The 17935-nt window shown below is 62.6% G+C and carries 16 protein-coding genes and 1 rRNA gene; 5 read left to right on the top strand and 12 right to left on the bottom strand.

Going from position 1 to position 17935, the window contains the following annotated elements:
• Window positions 1-65: 65 nt before the first annotated feature.
• The 10 genes from DFO48_RS17585 to DFO48_RS17540 all read right to left on the bottom strand — a co-directional run bounded on the left by DFO48_RS17585 (window position 66) and on the right by DFO48_RS17540 (window position 12263).
• Entirely contained in the window at window positions 66-1049 is a 984-nt protein-coding gene (locus tag DFO48_RS17585) for a branched-chain amino acid ABC transporter permease (protein WP_043008565.1), read from the bottom strand.
• Window positions 1050-1143: 94 nt separating this feature from the next.
• Window positions 1144-1878 carry an ABC transporter ATP-binding protein gene (locus tag DFO48_RS17580; RefSeq protein ID WP_114864276.1) on the bottom strand — a complete coding sequence of 245 codons (735 nt, stop codon included), beginning with the start codon at window positions 1876-1878 and terminating at the stop codon, window positions 1144-1146.
• Entirely contained in the window at window positions 1875-2642 is a 768-nt protein-coding gene (locus DFO48_RS17575) for an ABC transporter ATP-binding protein (protein ID WP_003078493.1), read from the bottom strand. The genes DFO48_RS17580 and DFO48_RS17575 overlap by 4 nt, the downstream gene beginning before the upstream one ends.
• Window positions 2643-2781: 139 nt before the next feature.
• Window positions 2782-3969, bottom strand: a complete 1188-nt coding sequence (locus tag DFO48_RS17570) for a substrate-binding domain-containing protein (protein ID WP_114864275.1) — start codon at window positions 3967-3969, stop codon at window positions 2782-2784.
• Between the two features lie 247 nt (window positions 3970-4216).
• Entirely contained in the window at window positions 4217-5098 is an 882-nt protein-coding gene (locus DFO48_RS17565; protein ID WP_114864274.1) for an amidohydrolase family protein, read from the bottom strand.
• A 47-nt stretch (window positions 5099-5145) separates the two neighbouring features.
• Entirely contained in the window at window positions 5146-7134 is a 1989-nt protein-coding gene (locus tag DFO48_RS17560; protein WP_114864273.1) for an acetoacetate--CoA ligase, read from the bottom strand.
• An 85-nt stretch (window positions 7135-7219) separates the two neighbouring features.
• Entirely contained in the window at window positions 7220-8743 is a 1524-nt protein-coding gene (locus DFO48_RS17555) for a sigma-54-dependent Fis family transcriptional regulator (RefSeq protein WP_042438475.1), read from the bottom strand.
• A 218-nt stretch (window positions 8744-8961) separates the two neighbouring features.
• Entirely contained in the window at window positions 8962-10479 is a 1518-nt protein-coding gene (locus tag DFO48_RS17550; RefSeq protein ID WP_003078511.1) for a tripartite tricarboxylate transporter permease, read from the bottom strand.
• Window positions 10479-11072: a tripartite tricarboxylate transporter TctB family protein gene (locus DFO48_RS17545; RefSeq protein WP_003078514.1), complete on the bottom strand. Its 594-nt coding sequence runs from the start codon at window positions 11070-11072 to the stop codon at window positions 10479-10481. Before DFO48_RS17545 ends, DFO48_RS17550 begins: the two co-directional genes overlap by 1 nt.
• 225 nt (window positions 11073-11297) lie before the next feature.
• Window positions 11298-12263: a tripartite tricarboxylate transporter substrate binding protein gene (locus DFO48_RS17540; protein ID WP_003057571.1), complete on the bottom strand. Its 966-nt coding sequence runs from the start codon at window positions 12261-12263 to the stop codon at window positions 11298-11300.
• 135 nt (window positions 12264-12398) lie between these two features.
• Here DFO48_RS17540 and DFO48_RS17535 point away from each other — a divergent pair, with 135 nt between their 5' ends.
• The 5 genes from DFO48_RS17535 to DFO48_RS17510 all read left to right on the top strand — a co-directional run bounded on the left by DFO48_RS17535 (window position 12399) and on the right by DFO48_RS17510 (window position 16930).
• The gene (locus DFO48_RS17535; protein ID WP_003078516.1) at window positions 12399-13100 is read left to right on the top strand and encodes a response regulator; all 702 of its coding nucleotides are present in this window, start codon (window positions 12399-12401) and stop codon (window positions 13098-13100) included.
• Window positions 13097-14572: a sensor histidine kinase gene (locus DFO48_RS17530; RefSeq protein ID WP_003078518.1), complete on the top strand. Its 1476-nt coding sequence runs from the start codon at window positions 13097-13099 to the stop codon at window positions 14570-14572. Before DFO48_RS17535 ends, DFO48_RS17530 begins: the two co-directional genes overlap by 4 nt.
• 32 nt (window positions 14573-14604) lie before the next feature.
• Complete coding sequence (locus DFO48_RS17525; protein ID WP_114864469.1) at window positions 14605-15042, top strand: RNA-binding S4 domain-containing protein; 438 nt, start codon at window positions 14605-14607, stop codon at window positions 15040-15042.
• A 12-nt stretch (window positions 15043-15054) separates the two neighbouring features.
• Window positions 15055-15822, top strand: a complete 768-nt coding sequence (locus tag DFO48_RS17520; protein ID WP_114864272.1) for a hypothetical protein — start codon at window positions 15055-15057, stop codon at window positions 15820-15822.
• Window positions 15823-16117: 295 nt separating this feature from the next.
• On the top strand, window positions 16118-16930 hold the full coding sequence (locus DFO48_RS17510) for a DNA/RNA non-specific endonuclease (RefSeq protein ID WP_114864271.1): 813 nt from the start codon (window positions 16118-16120) through the stop codon (window positions 16928-16930).
• Between the two features lie 65 nt (window positions 16931-16995).
• Here the strand turns inward: DFO48_RS17510 and DFO48_RS17505 are convergent, their stop codons facing one another.
• Window positions 16996-17742 carry a 16S rRNA pseudouridine(516) synthase gene (locus DFO48_RS17505; RefSeq protein ID WP_114864467.1) on the bottom strand — a complete coding sequence of 249 codons (747 nt, stop codon included), beginning with the start codon at window positions 17740-17742 and terminating at the stop codon, window positions 16996-16998.
• A 104-nt stretch (window positions 17743-17846) separates the two neighbouring features.
• Window positions 17847-17935: ribosomal RNA gene (rrf, locus tag DFO48_RS17500) — 5S ribosomal RNA — on the bottom strand; the annotation flags it as partial.

Below are 17935 nucleotides of genomic sequence, written 5' to 3'. Positions count from 1 at the left end.
AGGCCGACCCATAACGAGGCTGACATCCCTTCCAGGGGAAGGCGCGAAGCGGCTCAGGGGGCATCTCATCGGTTCGCCACCGGATAGACACCTTGGGGCCGCCAGAGCAGGATGGCGACCATCAGTGCGATATTGGAAAACAACGCCACCTTGGGCACGAGAAAGCCCGTGTAGTTGGCCATCAGCCCCACCAGCAGCGCTCCGATGAGAGCGCCACCGGTGCTGCCCAGCCCGCCGATGATGATGACGATGAAGATCAGCACATTGACCTGGGCGCCCATCTGCGGAATCACGTTCTGCTGGTACAGCCCCCACATCACGCCGCCCAGTCCGGCCAGGGCCGAGCCGGCCACAAACACGCCGATGAACAGGTTGCGCACCCGGTAGCCAAGCGCCTCGACCATCTCGCGATCCTGCACACCGGCGCGGATCAGCAGGCCCAGCTTGGTGCGCGCGAGCGTCCAGGCCAGCCCTGCAAACACCAGCGCGCCCACCAGCACGGCAAACACGCGGTACTTCTCCACGGCCGCATCGCCCAGCAGCCAGGCGCCCTTCATGGCATCGGGCAGGGGCAGCGGTATCTGCTGCGGGCCCCAGATGACCTTGATCAGCTCCTCGCCGATGATCATGCCGCCCATGGTGATGAGAATCTGCTTGAGGTGCTGGCCATAGACCGGGCGCACAATGAAGCGCTCGAACGCCAGACCCACGGCGCCGGCCACCAGCATCGCCACCAGCATGGCCGCGAAGACGGCCGCCAGATTGCGCCAGAGCTGGTCCGAGCCGGTCCAGTCACCCATGACGCCGAGCACGCTGGTGGCCACAAAGGCGCCGAGCGCGATAAACACGCCGTGCCCGAAGTTCAGCACATCCATCAGGCCGAACACCAGCGTCAGGCCCGAAGCGATGATGAAGACGATCATGCCCATGGCCAGTCCTGCCACCGTCAGCGTCAGCCAGGTGCTGGGCGAGCCCACCAGCGGCAGCGTCACCAGCGCCAGCAGCGGCACCAGCAACAGCGGCTTGTAATCCATATCCTTGAAGCTCATGCAGGCTCCTTCCGATTGCCCGCCAACACGGCCAGATCCATGGCGGCTTGCGATTGAGACATAAAGACGGATGGCATGTCCGATGCGACTCCCTTCATAAGGACAGCCCCAGCAGCGACTGCTGCAGCTGCGCGTCGGCCGCCAGATCGGCCATGCGGCCCGCGTGGATGACTCGGCCGTTGTCCATCACGGCCACGCCGTCGCCCAGGCGTTTGGCGAAGTCGATGTTCTGCTCCACCAGCAAGATGCTCACGCCGCTGGCCTTGAGCTGGGCGAAGGCCTCGATCATGTTGTTGATGATGGCGGGAGCCAGGCCCTTGCTGGGCTCGTCGACGATCAGCAGATCGCGCGGCTCGACAATGGCGCGCGCCACGGCCACCATCTGCTTCTGCCCGCCGCTGAGCTTGCCAGCGGGCGCATTCCAGAACTTCTGCACGGCCGGGAACAGCTGGTAAATCCAGTCCAGCCGGGCAGCATCCATCTGGCCCGCATGGGCGGCGGCGCGTGCTGCCAGCAGCAGGTTTTCCTTGACCGTGAGATCGGCAAAGATGCCCATGTTCTCGGGCACATAGGCAATATTCAGGCGTGCAATGGCCGGCGTGGACAGCTGGGCAATGTCCTTTTGCGCAAACCGGATGCGGCCCTGGCTGGCCTGCCACAGACCCATGATGGTGCGCAGCGTGGTGGTCTTGCCGGCACCATTGCGGCCCAGCAGCATGGTGACCTCGCCCTGCGGAACGATCAGGTCCACGCCATGCAGTATGTGATAGGCACCTATATGGGTGTGGACGCCCGACAGCTGTAGCAAGGGGCTCGATGCCTGGTTCATGCGTCCTCCTTCACGGCATTGCCCAGATAGGCCTGCTGCACCACGGGCGATGCAATGACCTCGGCCGGCTTGCCATCGGCCACCAACTGTCCATTGGTCAGCACGATGATGCGGTCGGCGAGTTCGCGCACCACATCCATCTTGTGCTCCACCAGCAAAATGATCTTGCTGCGATCCTTCTTGAGTTCGCGTATCAGGTCCAGAATCACTGGCGCCTCGTCATGACTCATGCCCGCCGTGGGCTCGTCAAACATATAGACCTGAGGCTCCAGCGCCATCAGCAGCGCCACCTCCAGCTTGCGCTGGTCGCCATGCGGCAGGCTGGCGACCAGGGTGTCGGCTCGCTCGGACATGGAGACCCGCTCCAGGATCTGCCGGGCGCGCTGCGTGACCGCCCGGTGATCGCTCCAGATGCTCCAGAGGTTCAAGCCGCGCCGATGCGCCCCGCTCATACTGGCCTGCACTGCCAGGCGCACGTTCTCCTGCACGCTCAGATTCGGAAAGAGATTCGTGAGCTGAAAGGCACGGCCCAGCCCGGCGCGCGTGCGCGCCGATGCGGGCAGGCCGCTCAGATCACGCCCCCCCAGCGTGACCGTGCCGGAACTGGCTTTGAGCTGGCCCGAGATCAGATTGAAATAAGTGGTCTTCCCGGCCCCATTGGGGCCCACGATGGCCGTGAGCGTGCCCGGCTCGAACGAGCAGGTGACAGCGTTCACGGCCACATGGCCGCCAAAGCGGATGGTGAGCTTGTCTGTGGTCAGCATGGATGAAAAGGAGAGATTCCGGGCATGGCGGCAGGCAGTCGCAAGAATTTCAGGCCAAAGCAGCCTCCAGCGCTTGGTGGACAAGCGCCATCAGCTATCAAAATTGGAATTGGTACCCGCTGCATTGCGGGCCCCTCAGTCATCGCCCGTTGCGCACGGGAACGTTCATTTCCTCAGGCTTGATCTCGCGCACCAGCTCGGGCACGCCCCAGGCCATGGCCGGATCGTTCTTGATCCTGAAGTGATACATGCTCTGCATGGCCTGGTGATCTTCCTTGCGGAAGGTCATGACGCCCTTGGGTGTATCGAAGCTCATGCCTTCCAGGGCCTTGATCAAGGTGTTGGTCTTGGTGTCGCCGCCAGTTTTCTTGAGTGCAGTGACAACGGCCATGGCGGCCGAGAAACCGCCCGCCGTGAAGAAGTCGGGCGGAGCCTTGAACTGCTTGTAGCTCATGGAGACCAGGGCTTCGTTCACCGGATTCTTGGGAATGCCGAAGTAGTAGTAGGTGGCGCCTTCCATGCCCGGCAGATTCTTGTAGGCAGCCATGGCCGGCAGGATGTTGCCGCCCGTGGCAATCTCGATGCCGTAGCGCTTGAGGTCCATGTCGGCGATCTTGAAGGGATTGCCGGCACCGGCCCAGACAATCCAGATCACCTTCTTGCCAGGAACATCCTTGAGCCTGTCAATCAGGCGCTGGGCCCCGGCCGTGAAATCGGTGGTGGCTGCAGGCAGATACTCCTCGTGCACCAGCTTGCCCTTCTTGACCGCCTCCTTGAAGGCCTTGACGCCGTCGCGGCCGAAGGCATTGTCCTGGGCCAGTGTCGCAATGGTCACGCCAGGCCTGTCGATGGCCACGGCATTACTGATTGCGTCCTGGCTGGAGTTGCGACCGGTACGGAAGATGTACTTGTTCCACTTGTCGCCGGTGATGGAGTCGGCCACGGCGGGCTCGACGATCAGGATCTTCTTGTACTCCTCGGCCACGGGCAGCATGGCCAGTGCCACGCCCGACGCGCTGGGGCCGACAGCCAGATCGGCCTTGTCGTCCGAATAGGCGGCGGCCAGCAGGCTCTTGCCAAGGTCGGGCTTGCCCTGGTCGTCTTTCTCGATCACCACCAGCTTCTTGCCTGCCACCGTCATGCTGCCGCCTGTGGCGTATTCAAGCCCCATCAGCAGCCCGGCCTGCGTCTGCTTGCCATAGGCCTCCAACGGCCCGGTCTTGCTGTAGACATGAGCAATGCGGATTTCAGATTGCGCCAGGGCGCCGGGAACATGAGCCACCATGGCCGCCAGAACGGCCGCCTGCAGCAGGCTGCGCTTGTGCATGTGTTGTCTCCTTGAGGATGGATGCGGTGTATCCGCTTGTCTTTGTATGGTGTGCAGTTAGCAGTCTTCGTGCCAGTTTGGTTTCCCTCTGAGTCCTGTTATGGTCTGCGCCCCTATTGCCTGAAAATCAGACAAAAAATGTCTTAAAGAAAGACATTGCATGTTTTTCATACACTAGTTCCGGCTTAGCCTCGGCCGGGGCTCCAGCACCATGAAAAAAGGATCACCGCGGTGATCCTTGTGTTCTTTACGCTGCTTCGCGCTTTTTGTCGAATTCCAGCAGCCGCACGGCGTTGTCCTTGAGAATGCCGGGCATGACCTCGGGCTTGAAGCCGGCGACCTCGAAGTCCTTCATCCAGCGCTCTGGCGTAATCAGCGGGAAGTCGCTGCCAAACAGCACACGGTCCTTGAGCAAGGTGTTGGCGTACTGCACCAGTTGCTTGGGGAAATACTTGGGACTCCAGCCCGAAAGATCGATCCAGACATTGGGCTTGTGCAGCGCCACCGAGATTGCCTCGTCCTGCCAGGGAAAGCTCGGGTGGGCCATGACGATCTGCATATCGCCGAAGTCCACGGCCACATCGTCCAGCAGCATGGGGTTGCTATAGGCCAGACGCAGGCCGCCGCCGCACTTCATGCCGCTGCCGATGCCGCTGTGGCCGGTGTGGAAGATGGCGGGCAGCTTGTAGTGGTTGATGACCTCGTAGATGGGCCAGGCCATGCGGTCGTAGGGATGGAAGCCCTGCACCGTGGGATGGAACTTGAAGCCCTTGACGCCGCATTCGGTGATCAGGCGCTCGGCCTCGCGCGCGCCCATCTTGCCCTTGTGCGGGTCGATGCTGGCGAACGCCACCATCATGTCGCTGTTCTCGCGCGCGGCATCGGCAATCTCTTCGTTGGGGATGCGGCGGCGACCCAGCTGCGCCTCGCTGTCCACCGTGAACATCACCAGACCGATCTTGCGCTCGCGGTAGTAGGCAATGGTTTCGGCGATGGTCGGCCGCAGCGAGCTGCCGAAGTATTTGTCGGCCGCGCGGTCGTACTCCTCACCATAGCTGTCAAAGGGATTGCGGCAGCTGACTTCCGCATGGGTGTGGAAGTCGATGGCGATCAGATCTTGATGGTTCATGGGTGGGTCTGCTTTGGGTATTGAGTCAAATCAGCCTCAAGCGCTTGTCACGCCTGCGGCACCTGCTCTCGAAATTGAATGAAGAAATCAATACTGGATGGATTGGCCATGGCATCGGGGCTGGCCACCTTGGCAGCGTCCGCTCCCAGCAGCAGCTTGCGCACCGGCACCTCCATCTTCTTGCCGGTGAGGGTGCGCGGAATCTCGGCCACTTGTACCACCACATTGGGCACATGGCGTGCCGAGGCCTTGGTCTTGATGGCGTTCTTGATCTGGGCGGTCAGCTCGCCCGTCAATGCCTGGCCTTCGGCCAGGGTCACAAACAGCGGCATGAAGGAAGGTCGGCCCAGGTATTCGAGGTCAACCACCAGGCTGTCCTTGACGGCGTCGAGCTCCTCGACGACACGGTAGATCTCCGCCGTGCCCATGCGTATGCCGAAGCGGTTGATGGTGCTGTCCGAGCGTCCGTAGATCACGGCCGTGCCGCGCTCGCTGAACTCGATCCAGTCGCCATGGCGCCAGTAGCCGGCAAACACATCGAAATAGCTGTCGTGGTAGCGCGCCCCGCTCTCGTCGTTCCAGAAGAACACGGGCATGGAGGGCATGGGCTCGGTAATCACCAGCTCGCCGACTTCGGCAACCACCTTCTGGCCCTGTTCATTGAAGGCATGGGCGGCTACGCCGAGTTCGCGGCACTGAATCTCGCCCGCGTTGACGGGCAGTATGGGGGCACAGGCCACAAAGCCCGAGGCGATATCCGTGCCACCGCTGATCGAAGCCAGCCACAGATCACTTTTGACGCTCTCATAGACCCAGGCGTAGGCATCGAGAGGCAGCGGTGAGCCCGTGGAGTTGATGGCACGGAGTTTCTCGAACTGGCGTCCCTTCTTCGGCGCGAAGCCATCCTTCATGCTCTTGGTGAGAAAGGCCGCACCGCAACCAAAGATACTGACCTGGTATTGGTCGATGAAGTCCCAGAGCGCATCATCATTGGGCGCCGTCGGGTTGCCGTCGGACAGGACCACGGTCGCGCCGACCAGCAGGCTGCCTATCATCAGATTCCAGACAATCCAGCCCGTGCTGCCCAGGAACATGAAGCGGTCGCCGGGCAATACATCGTGCTGCAGGCGATTGGTCTTGAGGTGGGTGAGCACGATGCCGCCATGGCTGTGCACCATGGCCTTGGGCAGGCCGGTGGTTCCCGAGGAGTACACCACCCACAGCGGATGGGCGAACGGCAGGCGCTCGAACTGCAGCGGCGCTGCATGGCGCGTTGCCTCATCCCAGCTCATGCAGTCGCGCCAGGGCACGGCCGCATGCTCTGCATCGCTGCCGAACAAGGGCCCCGGTACATGAATCACCTGGGCGATATCGGGCAGACCCTGAAGCACTTCGTCCAGCACTTCACGGCGATCGAACTGCCTGCCGGCATAGGTGTAGCTGTCGGTCGCGAAAATCAGCTTGGGCGCAATCTGCTGGAAGCGGTCCAGCACCACGGAAACACCCATCTCCGGCGCGCAGCTGGACCAGATGGCGCCAATGCTGGCGCAGGCCAGGAACGCCACCACGGTCTGCGGCACATTGGGCAGATAGGCCACCACGCGATCGCCAGGCCCTATGCCCAGACCGCGCAGGCTTTCCGCCAGGGCGCCCACATCGCGCTGCAACTGCTGCCAGGAGACTTCGGCCGGAGCCTGGCCCTCGCAGCGCGCAATGATGGCCGGACGCTGATCGCTGGCCTGGCGGAAGATGTGCTCTGCGTAGTTGAGCCGGGTGTCTGGGAACCACTCGGCACCTGGCATCTTGCGGCTGGCCAGCACCTGCGCGGGGTCACCATCGGCCTGAATGTCGAAGTAGTCCCAGATGGAGCGCCAGAAGCCTTCGATATCGGTTGCCGACCATTGCCACAGCGCCTCATAGTCGGAGAAGTCACGGCCACGGCTGTCGCGCAGCCAGTTCATGTAATGCCATAGGCCGCTTTGCTCCTGCTGCTGCTGCGTGGGCCTCCACAATTCCTGCCCTTGTACCAATGCCATGCTGTCTCCGGACTCAAATTAGATATTTTTTATAACTATAAAAACAAACCAAGTCCTACTCACCAAGGGCAATCCCTAGCATGACTCAGAAATTCAGCTTCTCGAGCCGGTCGTATAGCTTGGCGCGCGATATGCCGAGCGTCCTTGCCACCGCCAGCTTGTTGCCACCATGGGCCTGCATCGCGGCCCGTATGGCGCGGGTTTCGAGATCAGCCATTTGCTCGGCCAGCGGCTTGAGCAGATCACCCGTCGCCAGCCTCGCCGCCACAGTCTCCTGAGTCAGGGGCTGCCGATGCGGCGCCTGAGGCTCGACCCCGGACGAGCGCAGCACCTGTGCCAGCAGGCCGGCATCGATGTGCGAGTCATCGCAGCGCATGGCGGCCTGCTCCAGCACATTGCGCAGCTCGCGAATATTGCCGCGCCAGGCCTGTGCGACCAGCAGCTCCAGTGCGCCCTTGCCAAGCTCCGGTGGCACCATGTCGTTGCGCAGCGCCAGGTCCTCGCAGAGCATTTCCACCAGGGCCGGGATATCGCTGCTGCGCTCGCGCAGCGGCGGCACGCGCACGGGCAGCACATGCAGCCGGTAGAACAGGTCTTCGCGGAAGCGCCCGTCGCGCACCATCTGCAGCAGATCGCGAGAAGTGGCGGCCACTACGCGCACATCGAAATGCACGATCTGGTTGGAGCCCAGCGGCTCGATCTCGCCCTCCTGCAAGGCCCGCAGCAGCTTGGCCTGCAGGCTGGCGGGCATGTCGCCGATTTCATCAAGAAACAAGGTGCCGCCATCGGCGAGCTTGAACTTGCCGTCGCGTGTCTTGCGGTCGGCTCCGGTAAATGCGCCCGGTGCCACACCAAAGAACTCGGCCTCCAGCAGCGTCTCGGGAATGGCCGCGATGTTGACGCTCACAAAAGGACCGGCCGACCGCGCCGATGCGGCATGGATGGCATGGGCCAGCACCTCCTTGCCGGTACCGGTCTCCCCCAGCAGCAGCACCGGGCTCATGGACTGGGCTGCCCGCCGCGCCTGGCGCTTGACCTCGACCGCAGCCGGGCTGCTGCCCACAAAGCTGGCAAAGCTGTATTTGCTGCGGCGCGACCCTTGTGCGGACGCCTGCAAGCTGCGGCTGCGCTGGGCAGCCAGCTCGCGCCGCGCTTCATCGAGATCGCGCTGCAGCATCGCGAACTTGCTGATCAGCGGCTGCAGGGTCGTCTCGGGCTGGTCGAACAGCACAATGCCGATGGCACCGATCACGCCTCCTTCATCGTCATGCAGCGGCAGGCGGCTGACGACAAAGGTTCCGGCGCTATTGGTCAGCAGATCGATCAGGACCGGCTTGCCGGTCTCCAGCACGCTGCGCATCTGCGTGTTGGGGATGACCTCCTCCACCATATGCCCGAGAAAATCGCCCACTCCGGCCACACCCAGGCGCGGCAAAAAACGCTCGTAGCCTTTGTTGACCCAGACAATGCGCCCGCTTCTGTCGACCAGAAACATGCCCTGGCTCATTGACGAGAACAGCTGAAACATGGACCGTGCCGCCAGGGCATAGATGCCGTCGGCATCATCGGGCAGCTCGCAAGCGAAATCGTGGGGTAGCAGTTGGCTCATTTCCATCGCGTCATGGTAGGGCGACATTGAAGCCCAACCATCAGCACAGACCTGTAGCCGTGCTCCTTGCGCCACCCATGCTTGAACGAACAACGAATCCACGCTTATGAACCGAGCCGGCCTCCATAAAAAAATCCCCTGTCCAGCTCACCGAACAGGGGATATGAATGCAACGGGCTCCATGCGTGAAGCACCCGCAGCAGGCTAGGAAACCGGACTCAGGCGGCGCTTGCCTCCCTGGCGTGCTTGGCCTGCGACAGGCGCTTGAGCACGCGAGGAATGATCAGCACGGCCAGCACGATGATGATCAGCGTCAGCGACATGGGACGCTGCAGGAAGATCCACCAGCTGCCCTCGCCGATCGACACTGCGTTGCGCATCTGCGCTTCGGCCAGGGGGCCGAGGATCATGCCAACCACCACGGGAGCGGTGGGGAAGTCGAAGCGGCGCATGATCACGCCCAGCAAGCCAATGCCGTAGAGCAGGAACAGATCGAACGCGCTCTGGCGCATGCCGTAGGCACCGACCGTTGCGAAGATCAGAATGCCGGCATACAACTGGGGACGCGGAATCTTCAGCAGCTTGACCCACAGGCCCACCATGGGCAGGTTGAGCACCAGCAGCATCACGTTGCCGATGTACAGCGAGGCGATCAGCGCCCAGACCAGGGTCGCAGAGCTGGTAAACAGCTGGGGGCCGGGGTTGATGCCGTAGTTCTGGAAAGCGCCCAGCAGCACGGCCGTGGTGTTGCTGGTGGGAATGCCCAGAGTCAGCAGCGGAATCAGGGCTGCGGTCACGGTCGCATTGTTGGCAGCTTCCGGACCGGCCACGCCTTCGATGGCGCCCTTGCCGCCGAACTCGGCCTTGTCTTCGCCCTTGGCCAGCTTCTTTTCGGTCGCATAGCTCAGGAAGGTCGGGATCTCGGTGCCACCGGCAGGAATGCAGCCGAACGGTGTGCCCAGCAGCGTGCCGCGCATCCAGGCGGGCCAGGAACGCTTCCAGTCGCGCTTGGTCATGTGCACACGCGTCAGCTTGTTCTGGGATTCCTCGACCTTGCCTTCATACATGGCGGCATATAGCACTTCGGCCACGGCAAACAGGCCCACGGCCACCAGCACGATATCGATGCCGTCCAGCAGCTCCATCTTGCCGCCGGTATAGCGCGCCGCACCGGAGATCTGGTCCATGCCGATGCAACCCGCAGCCAGGCCAACAAACAGCGCCGTCATGCCGCGCAGCGTGCTCTGTCCCAGAACGGCACTCACGGTGGTGAAGGCCAGCACCATGAGCATGAAGTACTCGGGCGGGCCCAGCTTCACGGCGAAGTCGGCCACATAGGGAGCGAACAGGGTCACCACCACGGTGGCAAAGGTACCCGCGAAAAACGAGCCGATCGCAGCGGTTGCCAACGCCGCCCCGGCTCGGCCGCTCTTGGCCATCTTGTTGCCTTCCATGGCCGTGACCATGGATGCCGTCTCGCCGGGCGTGTTCAGCAAAATCGATGTGGTCGAGCCGCCATACATGGCACCGTAGTAGATGCCGGCAAAGAAAATCATGGATGCCGTCACATCCACCTTGGCGGTGATGGGCAGCAGCATGGCCACGGCCACGGCCGGGCCGATACCGGGCAGCACGCCCACAGCCGTACCCAGGGCACAACCCACCAGAGCCCACAGCAGATTGGCGGGCGTGATGGCGGTGGCAAAGCCAGCCATCAAAGCATTGAAGATATCCATTACAGCCACCCCGTTTCAGTCAGACCAGGCAGATTGATGGCCAGGAACTTGGTAAACATCCAGAACACCGGGGCTGCAATCAACAGCCCGGTGATCACATCCTTGACCCAGGTACCCGGTGCTGACGCCTGGGGCTGATGCGAAGCGCGGCGCAGGCCCTGCACGGCCAGCACATAGCAGATGGTGCAGCTGAAAATAAAGCCCAGGGTACTGATCAAGGCCGCATTCACCAGCAGACCGGCCGAGACCCAGGCAAAGGGCAGGATGTCGGCCTTGGGCTGACCACCCGGGTCGGCCGCATGGCGAAAACCACCGCTGCGAGCCTCCCAGATCAGCAAGGCACCGCAGATACCCAGCACCACTGCGCAGACCCAGGGCAGGAAATTGGGACCGACACCGCCGTAGCCGGAGTCCGAAGGAATTTGCAGTGCGCCAAAGGCCAGTCCCGCAGCGACCAGCAGCACGCCTGCACCGACAATGGTTTGCGCTCTCTTGGACGGTACGTTGGGACTCTGCGGCTCGTCGGGGTCTGCATAGGCCGAAACCTGTGCGGCCTCCGCTGCCCGGGCCAGATCTTGGAATGAATCAGACATGATGAATGTGTTTGATTTCAATGGTTTTCGGAACCCGCCAGAGCCGCCTTGCGGCAGCTCCCACGGCATCATGGGGTTGCACAAACCCTGGCTTGCGCCGTCAGGAGCAGACCATCAATCAGTGCGGGGGAGAAACGGCAGGACACAACGCGATCAGGGCTGAAGTCGCCAGCCCTGTGCCACGTCCTGGAAAGGCCGCTGCAGGACGCAGCGGCCTGGTGATCATCAGATCATGCCGGACTTGGCCATGGTGGCGCGCAGGCTGGCGAACTCGTCGTCAACGAACTTGCCAAAGGCATCGCCGCCCAGCCAGGCGGGTGTCCAGTCGTTCTTCTGCAGCGCTTCGGCCCAGGCCTTGCTCTTGGTGGCTTTTTCGATCTGGGCGACCAGTTCGTCGCGCTGGGCCTTGGAAATGCCGGGAGCGCCATAGACACCGCGCCAGTTGCCGATTTCCACGTTGATGCCCTGCTCCTTGAGCGTGGGAACGCTGGACGCCGCACCCTTGAGGCGCTGGGCCGAGGTCACGCCGATGGGCTTCATCTTGCCGGTCGCGATGTATTCGGCAAATTCGCTGAAGCCGCTGCCGCCCACGGTGACGTTGCCACCCAGGATGGCGGAGATGGCCTCGCCGCCCCCACGGAAAGCCACGTAGTTGATCTTGGCGGGGTCCACGCCCACCTCACGGGCGATCATGGCCGCGGCAATGTGCTCGGTGGAGCCACGCGAGCCACCGCCCCATTTGACGGAGCCGGGATCCTTCTTGAGCTGGGCCACCACTTCCGCCATGTTCTTGAACGGCGAGTTGGCGGGCAGCACAAACACGTTGTATTCGCTGGTCAGGCGCGCCAAAGGCGTGGCCTGGCTCAGATTGACGGGAGGCTTGCCGGTAATGATGCCGCCCAGCATCACGGCGCCCATGACCATCATGGCATTCGGATCGCCCTTGCTGCCGTTGACGAACTGGGCCAGACCGATGGCGCCGGCAGCGCCGCCCTTGTTGTCATAAGTAACGGAAGAAGCCACACCTGCGTCCTGCAAGGCCTTGCCAAGGGCACGACCTGTCGTGTCCCAGCCGCCACCCGGGTTGGCGGGCAGCATCATCTTGATGGCAGCCGCGGCCTGGGCCGACAGGGGCAAAGCACCGGCTGCCGCCAAGGCTGCCAGAGACTTCAGAAACGTATCACGACGCATGATGTACTCCTTATGTAGTTGGTGAATGCAATCATGGACAGCCTGCCTGTCAAACGGCTGTCCAATCACCTAGGGCTATCCCTTAAGCAAGCCCGGTAGTTTCACGAGTTGTCTTCGCATTCGCAGCGCAGTGCTATGTTCGGCAGCATGCAATTACTGCTTGTTGAAGATGACTCCGCCATGCGCACCACGCTTCAGCGCACTCTGATGCGCCGCGGCCTGAGTGTGGATGTGGCGGCCGACGGCCCCAGTGCCCTTGCTCATTGGCAGACCCGCGAACCCGATGCCGTGGTGCTGGACCTGAGTCTGCCCGGCCTCGACGGCCTGCAGGTGCTGGAGCGCGCCCGGGCCATGGGCCTGCGCACGCCGGTGCTGATCCTGACCGCGCGCGGCACCGTGGGCGACCGCGTCATGGGTCTGAATGCCGGTGCCGACGACTATCTGGCCAAGCCCTTTGACCTCGACGAACTCGAAGCGCGCCTGCGCGCCCTGCTGCGCCGCAGCCAGGATAGTTTCACACCCAGATCGGCTTCTGAAACTGTCACCCTGGGCGCATTGCGCTATGAAAAGGAAAGCGGTGCCATTTATCTTGACGGCAAGGTTCTGGAGCTGACCCCGCGCGAGCTGTCCATGATGCATGCGCTGCTGGCACGACCCGGCCATGCGGTCACCAAGGAACGGCTGTTCAGCCTGGTCTTCCCCGGCGAGGTCGATGTGCAGTACGAGGCCGTGGAAGTCGTGGCCTACCGGCTGCGCAAAAAGCTGGGCGGCACCGGCGTGCAGCTCGTCACGCTGCGCGGTCTGGGCTATCTGGTCAAAGCCGAGGCGGCGGCATGACAGCCCGTCCGGCAAGGACGCGGCCCAGGACAGCCTGGTCGCTGCGGCGCCTGCTGCTCACCGGCATCTTGCTGCCTGTGCTGGCGCTGATTGCCCTGAATGCCTGGAGCCTCTATCAGCAAACCCTGGCATCGCTGCACACGGCTTATGACAGAACCCTGCTGGCCTCGGCCAAAAGCATCAGCGAGCAGATCGGCGTCACCGGATACGACGATCAGGCACAGTTGCGCGCCATCGTCCCCTATTCGGCACTGGAAATCTTCGAGGCCGACAACCAGAGCCGCATGTTCTACCGCGTCTCCACTCTGGACGGACAGTTGATCTCGGGCTTTGCGGAGCTGCCTGTCTGGAACGGCAAGATTCCGCAGCGCCCCCCCTATGCGGCGCTGGTGGATTTCTATGACGACGAGTTTCGCGGCCACCCCGTGCGCGTGGCCGTGCTGCTGCAGCCGGTTGCCAGTGCCGACGGACGCGGCATGGCCGTGATCCAGGTCGCCGAAACCCTGGAGCTGCGCGAATCCCTGGCCTTGCAGATTCTGCGTGACACCCTGATTCGTCAGGCCCTGCTGGTGCTGGTCGTCGCGCTGATCGTCATCATCGTGGTGCAGCGCGCCACCCAGCCCATACGCCAGCTCAGCCAGGACCTGCAGGGCCGTGCCCAGGGAGATCTGAGTCCGCTGGCAGCTCCCGAGATGCCGCGCGAAGTCCAGCCCCTGCTGGAAGCCACCAACCAGACCATGCAACGCCTGCAAGGCCTGCTGAGCAATCAGAAGCGCTTTGTGCGCGACGCCTCGCACCAGCTGCGCACGCCGCTGGCCGTGCTCAAGGTTCAGGTGCAGTCGGCCAAGCGCGGCGATATTCCACCGGCCCAGGCCTTTGCCGAGATCGACGACACGGTGGACCGCGCCACCCGCGTCGCCAACCAGATGCTGGCCCTGGCCAAGGTCGAGCAGCTGCGCCAGGAAGACAGCAACCAGAGCGGCGCCATGCTTGCCCAGCTCGACGATATCGTGCGCGACGTGGCGCTGGAGCTGTCACCGCTGATTGCCGATCACGACATGGACTTCGGCATCGAAACCCAGGCCTGCTGCGTGGCCGCCCATGAATGGATGCTGCGCGAGCTCACCCGCAACCTGCTGCACAACGCCATACGCCACACGCCCAGGCACGGTAGTCTGCAGGTCTATGTCCGCGCGCACGACGGCATGGCACAGCTGAGTATCGAAGACAGCGGCAGCGGCATCGACGATGAACTGGCCCAGCGGCTGTTCCAGCCTTTTTCGGCGGGCAACGCGCGCAGCGGCTCTGGCCTGGGCCTGGCCATCTGCCAGGAGATCGTGCAAACCCTGGGCGGCCAGATCGAGCTGCGCAATCTGCACGACGGACTCGGCCGCGTGCGTGGCCTGCAGGCGCTGATTCAGCTGCCCCTGCACAATGGCGATACCCAGGACATGGATACAGCTCTGACTTGAATCGCCATCCCTTCACGCCGCAAAATACCGATATGAGTGAAACTGAATCCATGCGTCTGGACAAATGGCTGTGGTGCGCGCGGTTCTACAAGACCCGCAGCTTGGCCGTGGAGGAAATCGGCAAAGGCCGGGTCACGGTCAACAACGCCAATGCCAAAGCCTCGCGTGAAATCCGCCCGGGCGACCACATCCACCTGCGCCAGGGCAATATTCCCAGAGAAGTCATAGTGCGCGGGCTGAGCGGCATGCGCGGCCCTGCGCCCGTGGCCCAGCAGCTGTATGAGGAAACGGCGCAAAGCATTGCCCAGCGAGAACAGCTGGCCGAGCAGCGCCGCCTGGCACCCGAGCCCGCCGAAGCACTGGCGGCACAGCACACCGGCCGCCCCACCAAGCGCGACCGCCGCGAAATCGACCGCGTACAGCGCAGCAGCGGCTGGGGCGACCGCTGGAGCGCCTCCATCAATGATTGAAAACCTTCGCCCATGAAGCGCAGGCTGCTGATCTCCACGCTTTCCACCCTCGCAGTTGCGGCAACCGGCGCCTTGAGCTGGCCGTGGCTGCGCCAGCGCCAGGGCAGTACCGAACGTCGATCCGTGATCCAGACCGTCTTCAGCCAGGCGCTGCCGCCACTGAGCGCCCAGCATCTGCTGCTGATACGCCTGCTGCGGGTGCAGTGGATGCCCATAGAGTCGGGAGCACCCGGCTTCGATCCCGTGCAGCCCTTTGGCGGCGATCTGTCCCCCCTCGACACCGCCCAGCAAGTGCTGCGCAGTCACGATCCTGCTCTGGCCACTCGGCTCCTGGCCGAGGTCTGCCTTTGGCTGCCGCAGTTTGTAGCCACCGCCGCCTTGGCGCCCGGTCGCTATGCCTTGCCTCCCGACTTCCCAGGTCAGGCGCCAGACAGCAGCTTCGACTTTCGTCCCGAACACCTGACGCTGCTGCATGGCGCCCTGTGGCGTGAAGTCGGTACCGATGACCTGCCTTATGTTTTGGCCGAGGAGGAAGACGGTCAGGCGATCTGGCCCTTGCCCTATATCGACGGCAAGCGCCCGTACGGCGACCGCAGCTACTTTCAGATCGATATGGCCGACATTCTGGGCAAGCCCTACGCCAGGAACGCGCAGGGCCAGTACATTTTGCCGCCCCAGAAAGATGAGGCGCTCAGGCAACTGCATCTGCAAACCCAAGCCGCACTGCAGATTCTGCTCATGCATGGAGCGCCCTCGGGGATTCGCAACTGGGCGAAGTAAGCCGGGGCTTGGCTATGGCAAAGCCCACCCTCATAAAATATGAGCACTTAGCGCTTTATTACAAAGCTTTTCAGGAACCTTTTAACTTGAAAAGCTTTCCAAGCTTGCGCAAGCAGCTCTTATTTGAGTAGCAATCAATCGTCCTCGATGACGGCCAGACTCGCTCTTGCGCCTGGGCTGCTGGCACTCTTTTCATCTCCCTCGGCCTTTTTCGCGCATGTCTTCCGCTTTTTCAGCACCGCTTTCCTCCTTCTCCTCACGAGTCCCGCTATGGCTGCGCCATGCCGGCATCGCAATGCTGGTCATCAGCAGCGTGGCCTGCTCCGCCAGGATGCCTGTACCCCCGGCAGCGGCCAGTCCCGCATCGCTCATCCAGGTCAGCAATCCCACGCGCAGCACCCAGGGCTTTGACCAATGCCCTCAGTTCTTTGCCGGCGGCAAGCCTCCCATACTCAGCGATCAGCCCAAGCTGCGTGCGCTGTGCTATGACGCGTTTGCCGTGCTGCACAGCGGCCAGAGCAAGACTCCCGTCTTCGTCGCTCAGCGTCTGAACAAGGCCCTTGTCGCCGATGCCGACGAAAAGCGCACCAACAAGTTCTACAGCGATGCCCGCCTGCCCCGTGATGAACGCGCCGAGCTGGACGACTACAAGCGCTCCGGCTACTCACGCGGCCACATGGCTCCCGCTGGTGACATGCCGACCGCACAGGCCATGGCCCAGAGCTTCTCGCTGGCCAATATGGTGCCCCAGTCCATCAAGCAGAACGGAGGCCCCTGGGCCCGCATAGAAAAAGACACTCGCAGCTATGCGCAACGGGCCCAGGGCGATGTCTACATCATCACCGGCCCGGTCTTTGATGCCGGCGCCGCCTCCGTCGGCCACAACCAGGTGCGTGTGCCCAGCTTTCTCTACAAGCTGGTTTATGACGCTCAGAGCCAGCGTGCCTGGGCGCACTGGCAGGCCAATGATGATGCGGCCCGTGTCACCGAGCCCATCAGCTACGCGGAGCTGGTGCGCCGCACCGGCATCGAATTCCTGCCTGGCACGCCGCTGCAAGCCTCGGGCAAGCTCCAGCAGACATCCATGCTCCCTGCGCAGCGACACTGATTTCACGTGTCGCCAATCAAAAAGCCTGCTGGCGCAAGCCAGCAGGCTTTTTATTGTTGTCCGCCTTACTTGCCCGGCTTGAACAATTCCAGCTCATCCGCCGTCAGCCAGCGCCATTGGCCTGGCTCCAGCTCAGCGGGCAACTCCAGGCCGCCGATTCTTCTGCGATGCAGACCTTCGACCCGATTGCTCACGGCCGCAATCATGCGCTTGACCTGGTGATACTTGCCCTCGGTCAGCGTCAGATCCAGCACATGGCTGTCCACCTGCTCGCAGGCCGCTGCCTTGACGGGCTTGGGATCATCGTCGAGCACAACACCATCCAGCAGCCGCTGTATCTGCTTGGCATCCACCGGATGCTTGCAAGTCACCCGGTAAACCTTGGAGACATGCTTTTTGGGCGACGACATGCGGTGAATGAACTGGCCATCGTCGCTGAGCAGCAGCATGCCCGTCGTATCCTGGTCCAGACGACCCACCGCCTGAACACCTTGCACCGCCCCTTTGTTGGGTCGCTGACGCAGCGGAGCCGGCAGCAAGGTATAGATACTGGGATGGGCCGATGGCTTTTGCGAGCATTCGGTGCCAGCAGGCTTGTTCAGCAGCACATAACCCAGCTCGTGATACTCCCACTCCACGCCTTGCACCCTGAAGCGCAGACCTTCAGGATCCACCTGCTGGGTGGAATCCAGGACCTTTTCCCAGTCGAAGGTCTGCGGGTCCCATAGCTCCACCCAGCCTTGCTGCACCAAGCCGGAGCACACGCGGCGAATGCCAAAGCCCTGTGAATACAACATGTCCTGCAGCTGCATGCTCATCCTTTCCATGTCCGCTACTGCGCAAGCAATATCAAGAATACCGATTGATCAAATAAAAAACCCCGTAATCTTTCGACTACGGGGTTTTCACTGTAAGAGCCTGACGATGACCTACTTTCACACGGGAACCCGCACTATCATCGGCGCAAAGTCGTTTCACTGTCCTGTTCGGGATGGGAAGGAGTGG

Origin of the sequence: Comamonas sp. AG1104, assembly GCF_003350425.1 — a bacterium.
GTDB classification, from domain to species: Bacteria; Pseudomonadota; Gammaproteobacteria; order Burkholderiales; family Burkholderiaceae_C; genus Comamonas; species Comamonas testosteroni.
The sequence above is the reverse complement of the archived record's forward strand: the minus strand, read 5'-3'. Positions and strand labels throughout refer to the sequence as shown.

What these genes read in the sequence shown, in the direction of transcription:
- DFO48_RS17585 (WP_043008565.1), bottom strand. Translation starts at nt 1,049, where the DNA reads ATGAGCTTCAAGGATATGGATTACAAGCCGCTGTTGCTGGTGCCGCTG.
- DFO48_RS17580 (WP_114864276.1), bottom strand. Translation starts at nt 1,878, where the DNA reads ATGAACCAGGCATCGAGCCCCTTGCTACAGCTGTCGGGCGTCCACACC.
- DFO48_RS17575 (WP_003078493.1), bottom strand. Translation starts at nt 2,642, where the DNA reads ATGCTGACCACAGACAAGCTCACCATCCGCTTTGGCGGCCATGTGGCC.
- DFO48_RS17570 (WP_114864275.1), bottom strand. Translation starts at nt 3,969, where the DNA reads ATGCACAAGCGCAGCCTGCTGCAGGCGGCCGTTCTGGCGGCCATGGTG.
- DFO48_RS17565 (WP_114864274.1), bottom strand. Translation starts at nt 5,098, where the DNA reads ATGAACCATCAAGATCTGATCGCCATCGACTTCCACACCCATGCGGAA.
- DFO48_RS17560 (WP_114864273.1), bottom strand. Translation starts at nt 7,134, where the DNA reads ATGGCATTGGTACAAGGGCAGGAATTGTGGAGGCCCACGCAGCAGCAG.
- DFO48_RS17555 (WP_042438475.1), bottom strand. Translation starts at nt 8,743, where the DNA reads ATGAGCCAACTGCTACCCCACGATTTCGCTTGCGAGCTGCCCGATGAT.
- DFO48_RS17550 (WP_003078511.1), bottom strand. Translation starts at nt 10,479, where the DNA reads ATGGATATCTTCAATGCTTTGATGGCTGGCTTTGCCACCGCCATCACG.
- DFO48_RS17545 (WP_003078514.1), bottom strand. Translation starts at nt 11,072, where the DNA reads ATGTCTGATTCATTCCAAGATCTGGCCCGGGCAGCGGAGGCCGCACAG.
- DFO48_RS17540 (WP_003057571.1), bottom strand. Translation starts at nt 12,263, where the DNA reads ATGCGTCGTGATACGTTTCTGAAGTCTCTGGCAGCCTTGGCGGCAGCC.
- DFO48_RS17535 (WP_003078516.1), top strand. Translation starts at nt 12,399, where the DNA reads ATGTTCGGCAGCATGCAATTACTGCTTGTTGAAGATGACTCCGCCATG.
- DFO48_RS17530 (WP_003078518.1), top strand. Translation starts at nt 13,097, where the DNA reads ATGACAGCCCGTCCGGCAAGGACGCGGCCCAGGACAGCCTGGTCGCTG.
- DFO48_RS17525 (WP_114864469.1), top strand. Translation starts at nt 14,605, where the DNA reads ATGAGTGAAACTGAATCCATGCGTCTGGACAAATGGCTGTGGTGCGCG.
- DFO48_RS17520 (WP_114864272.1), top strand. Translation starts at nt 15,055, where the DNA reads ATGAAGCGCAGGCTGCTGATCTCCACGCTTTCCACCCTCGCAGTTGCG.
- DFO48_RS17510 (WP_114864271.1), top strand. Translation starts at nt 16,118, where the DNA reads ATGCTGGTCATCAGCAGCGTGGCCTGCTCCGCCAGGATGCCTGTACCC.
- DFO48_RS17505 (WP_114864467.1), bottom strand. Translation starts at nt 17,742, where the DNA reads ATGCAGCTGCAGGACATGTTGTATTCACAGGGCTTTGGCATTCGCCGC.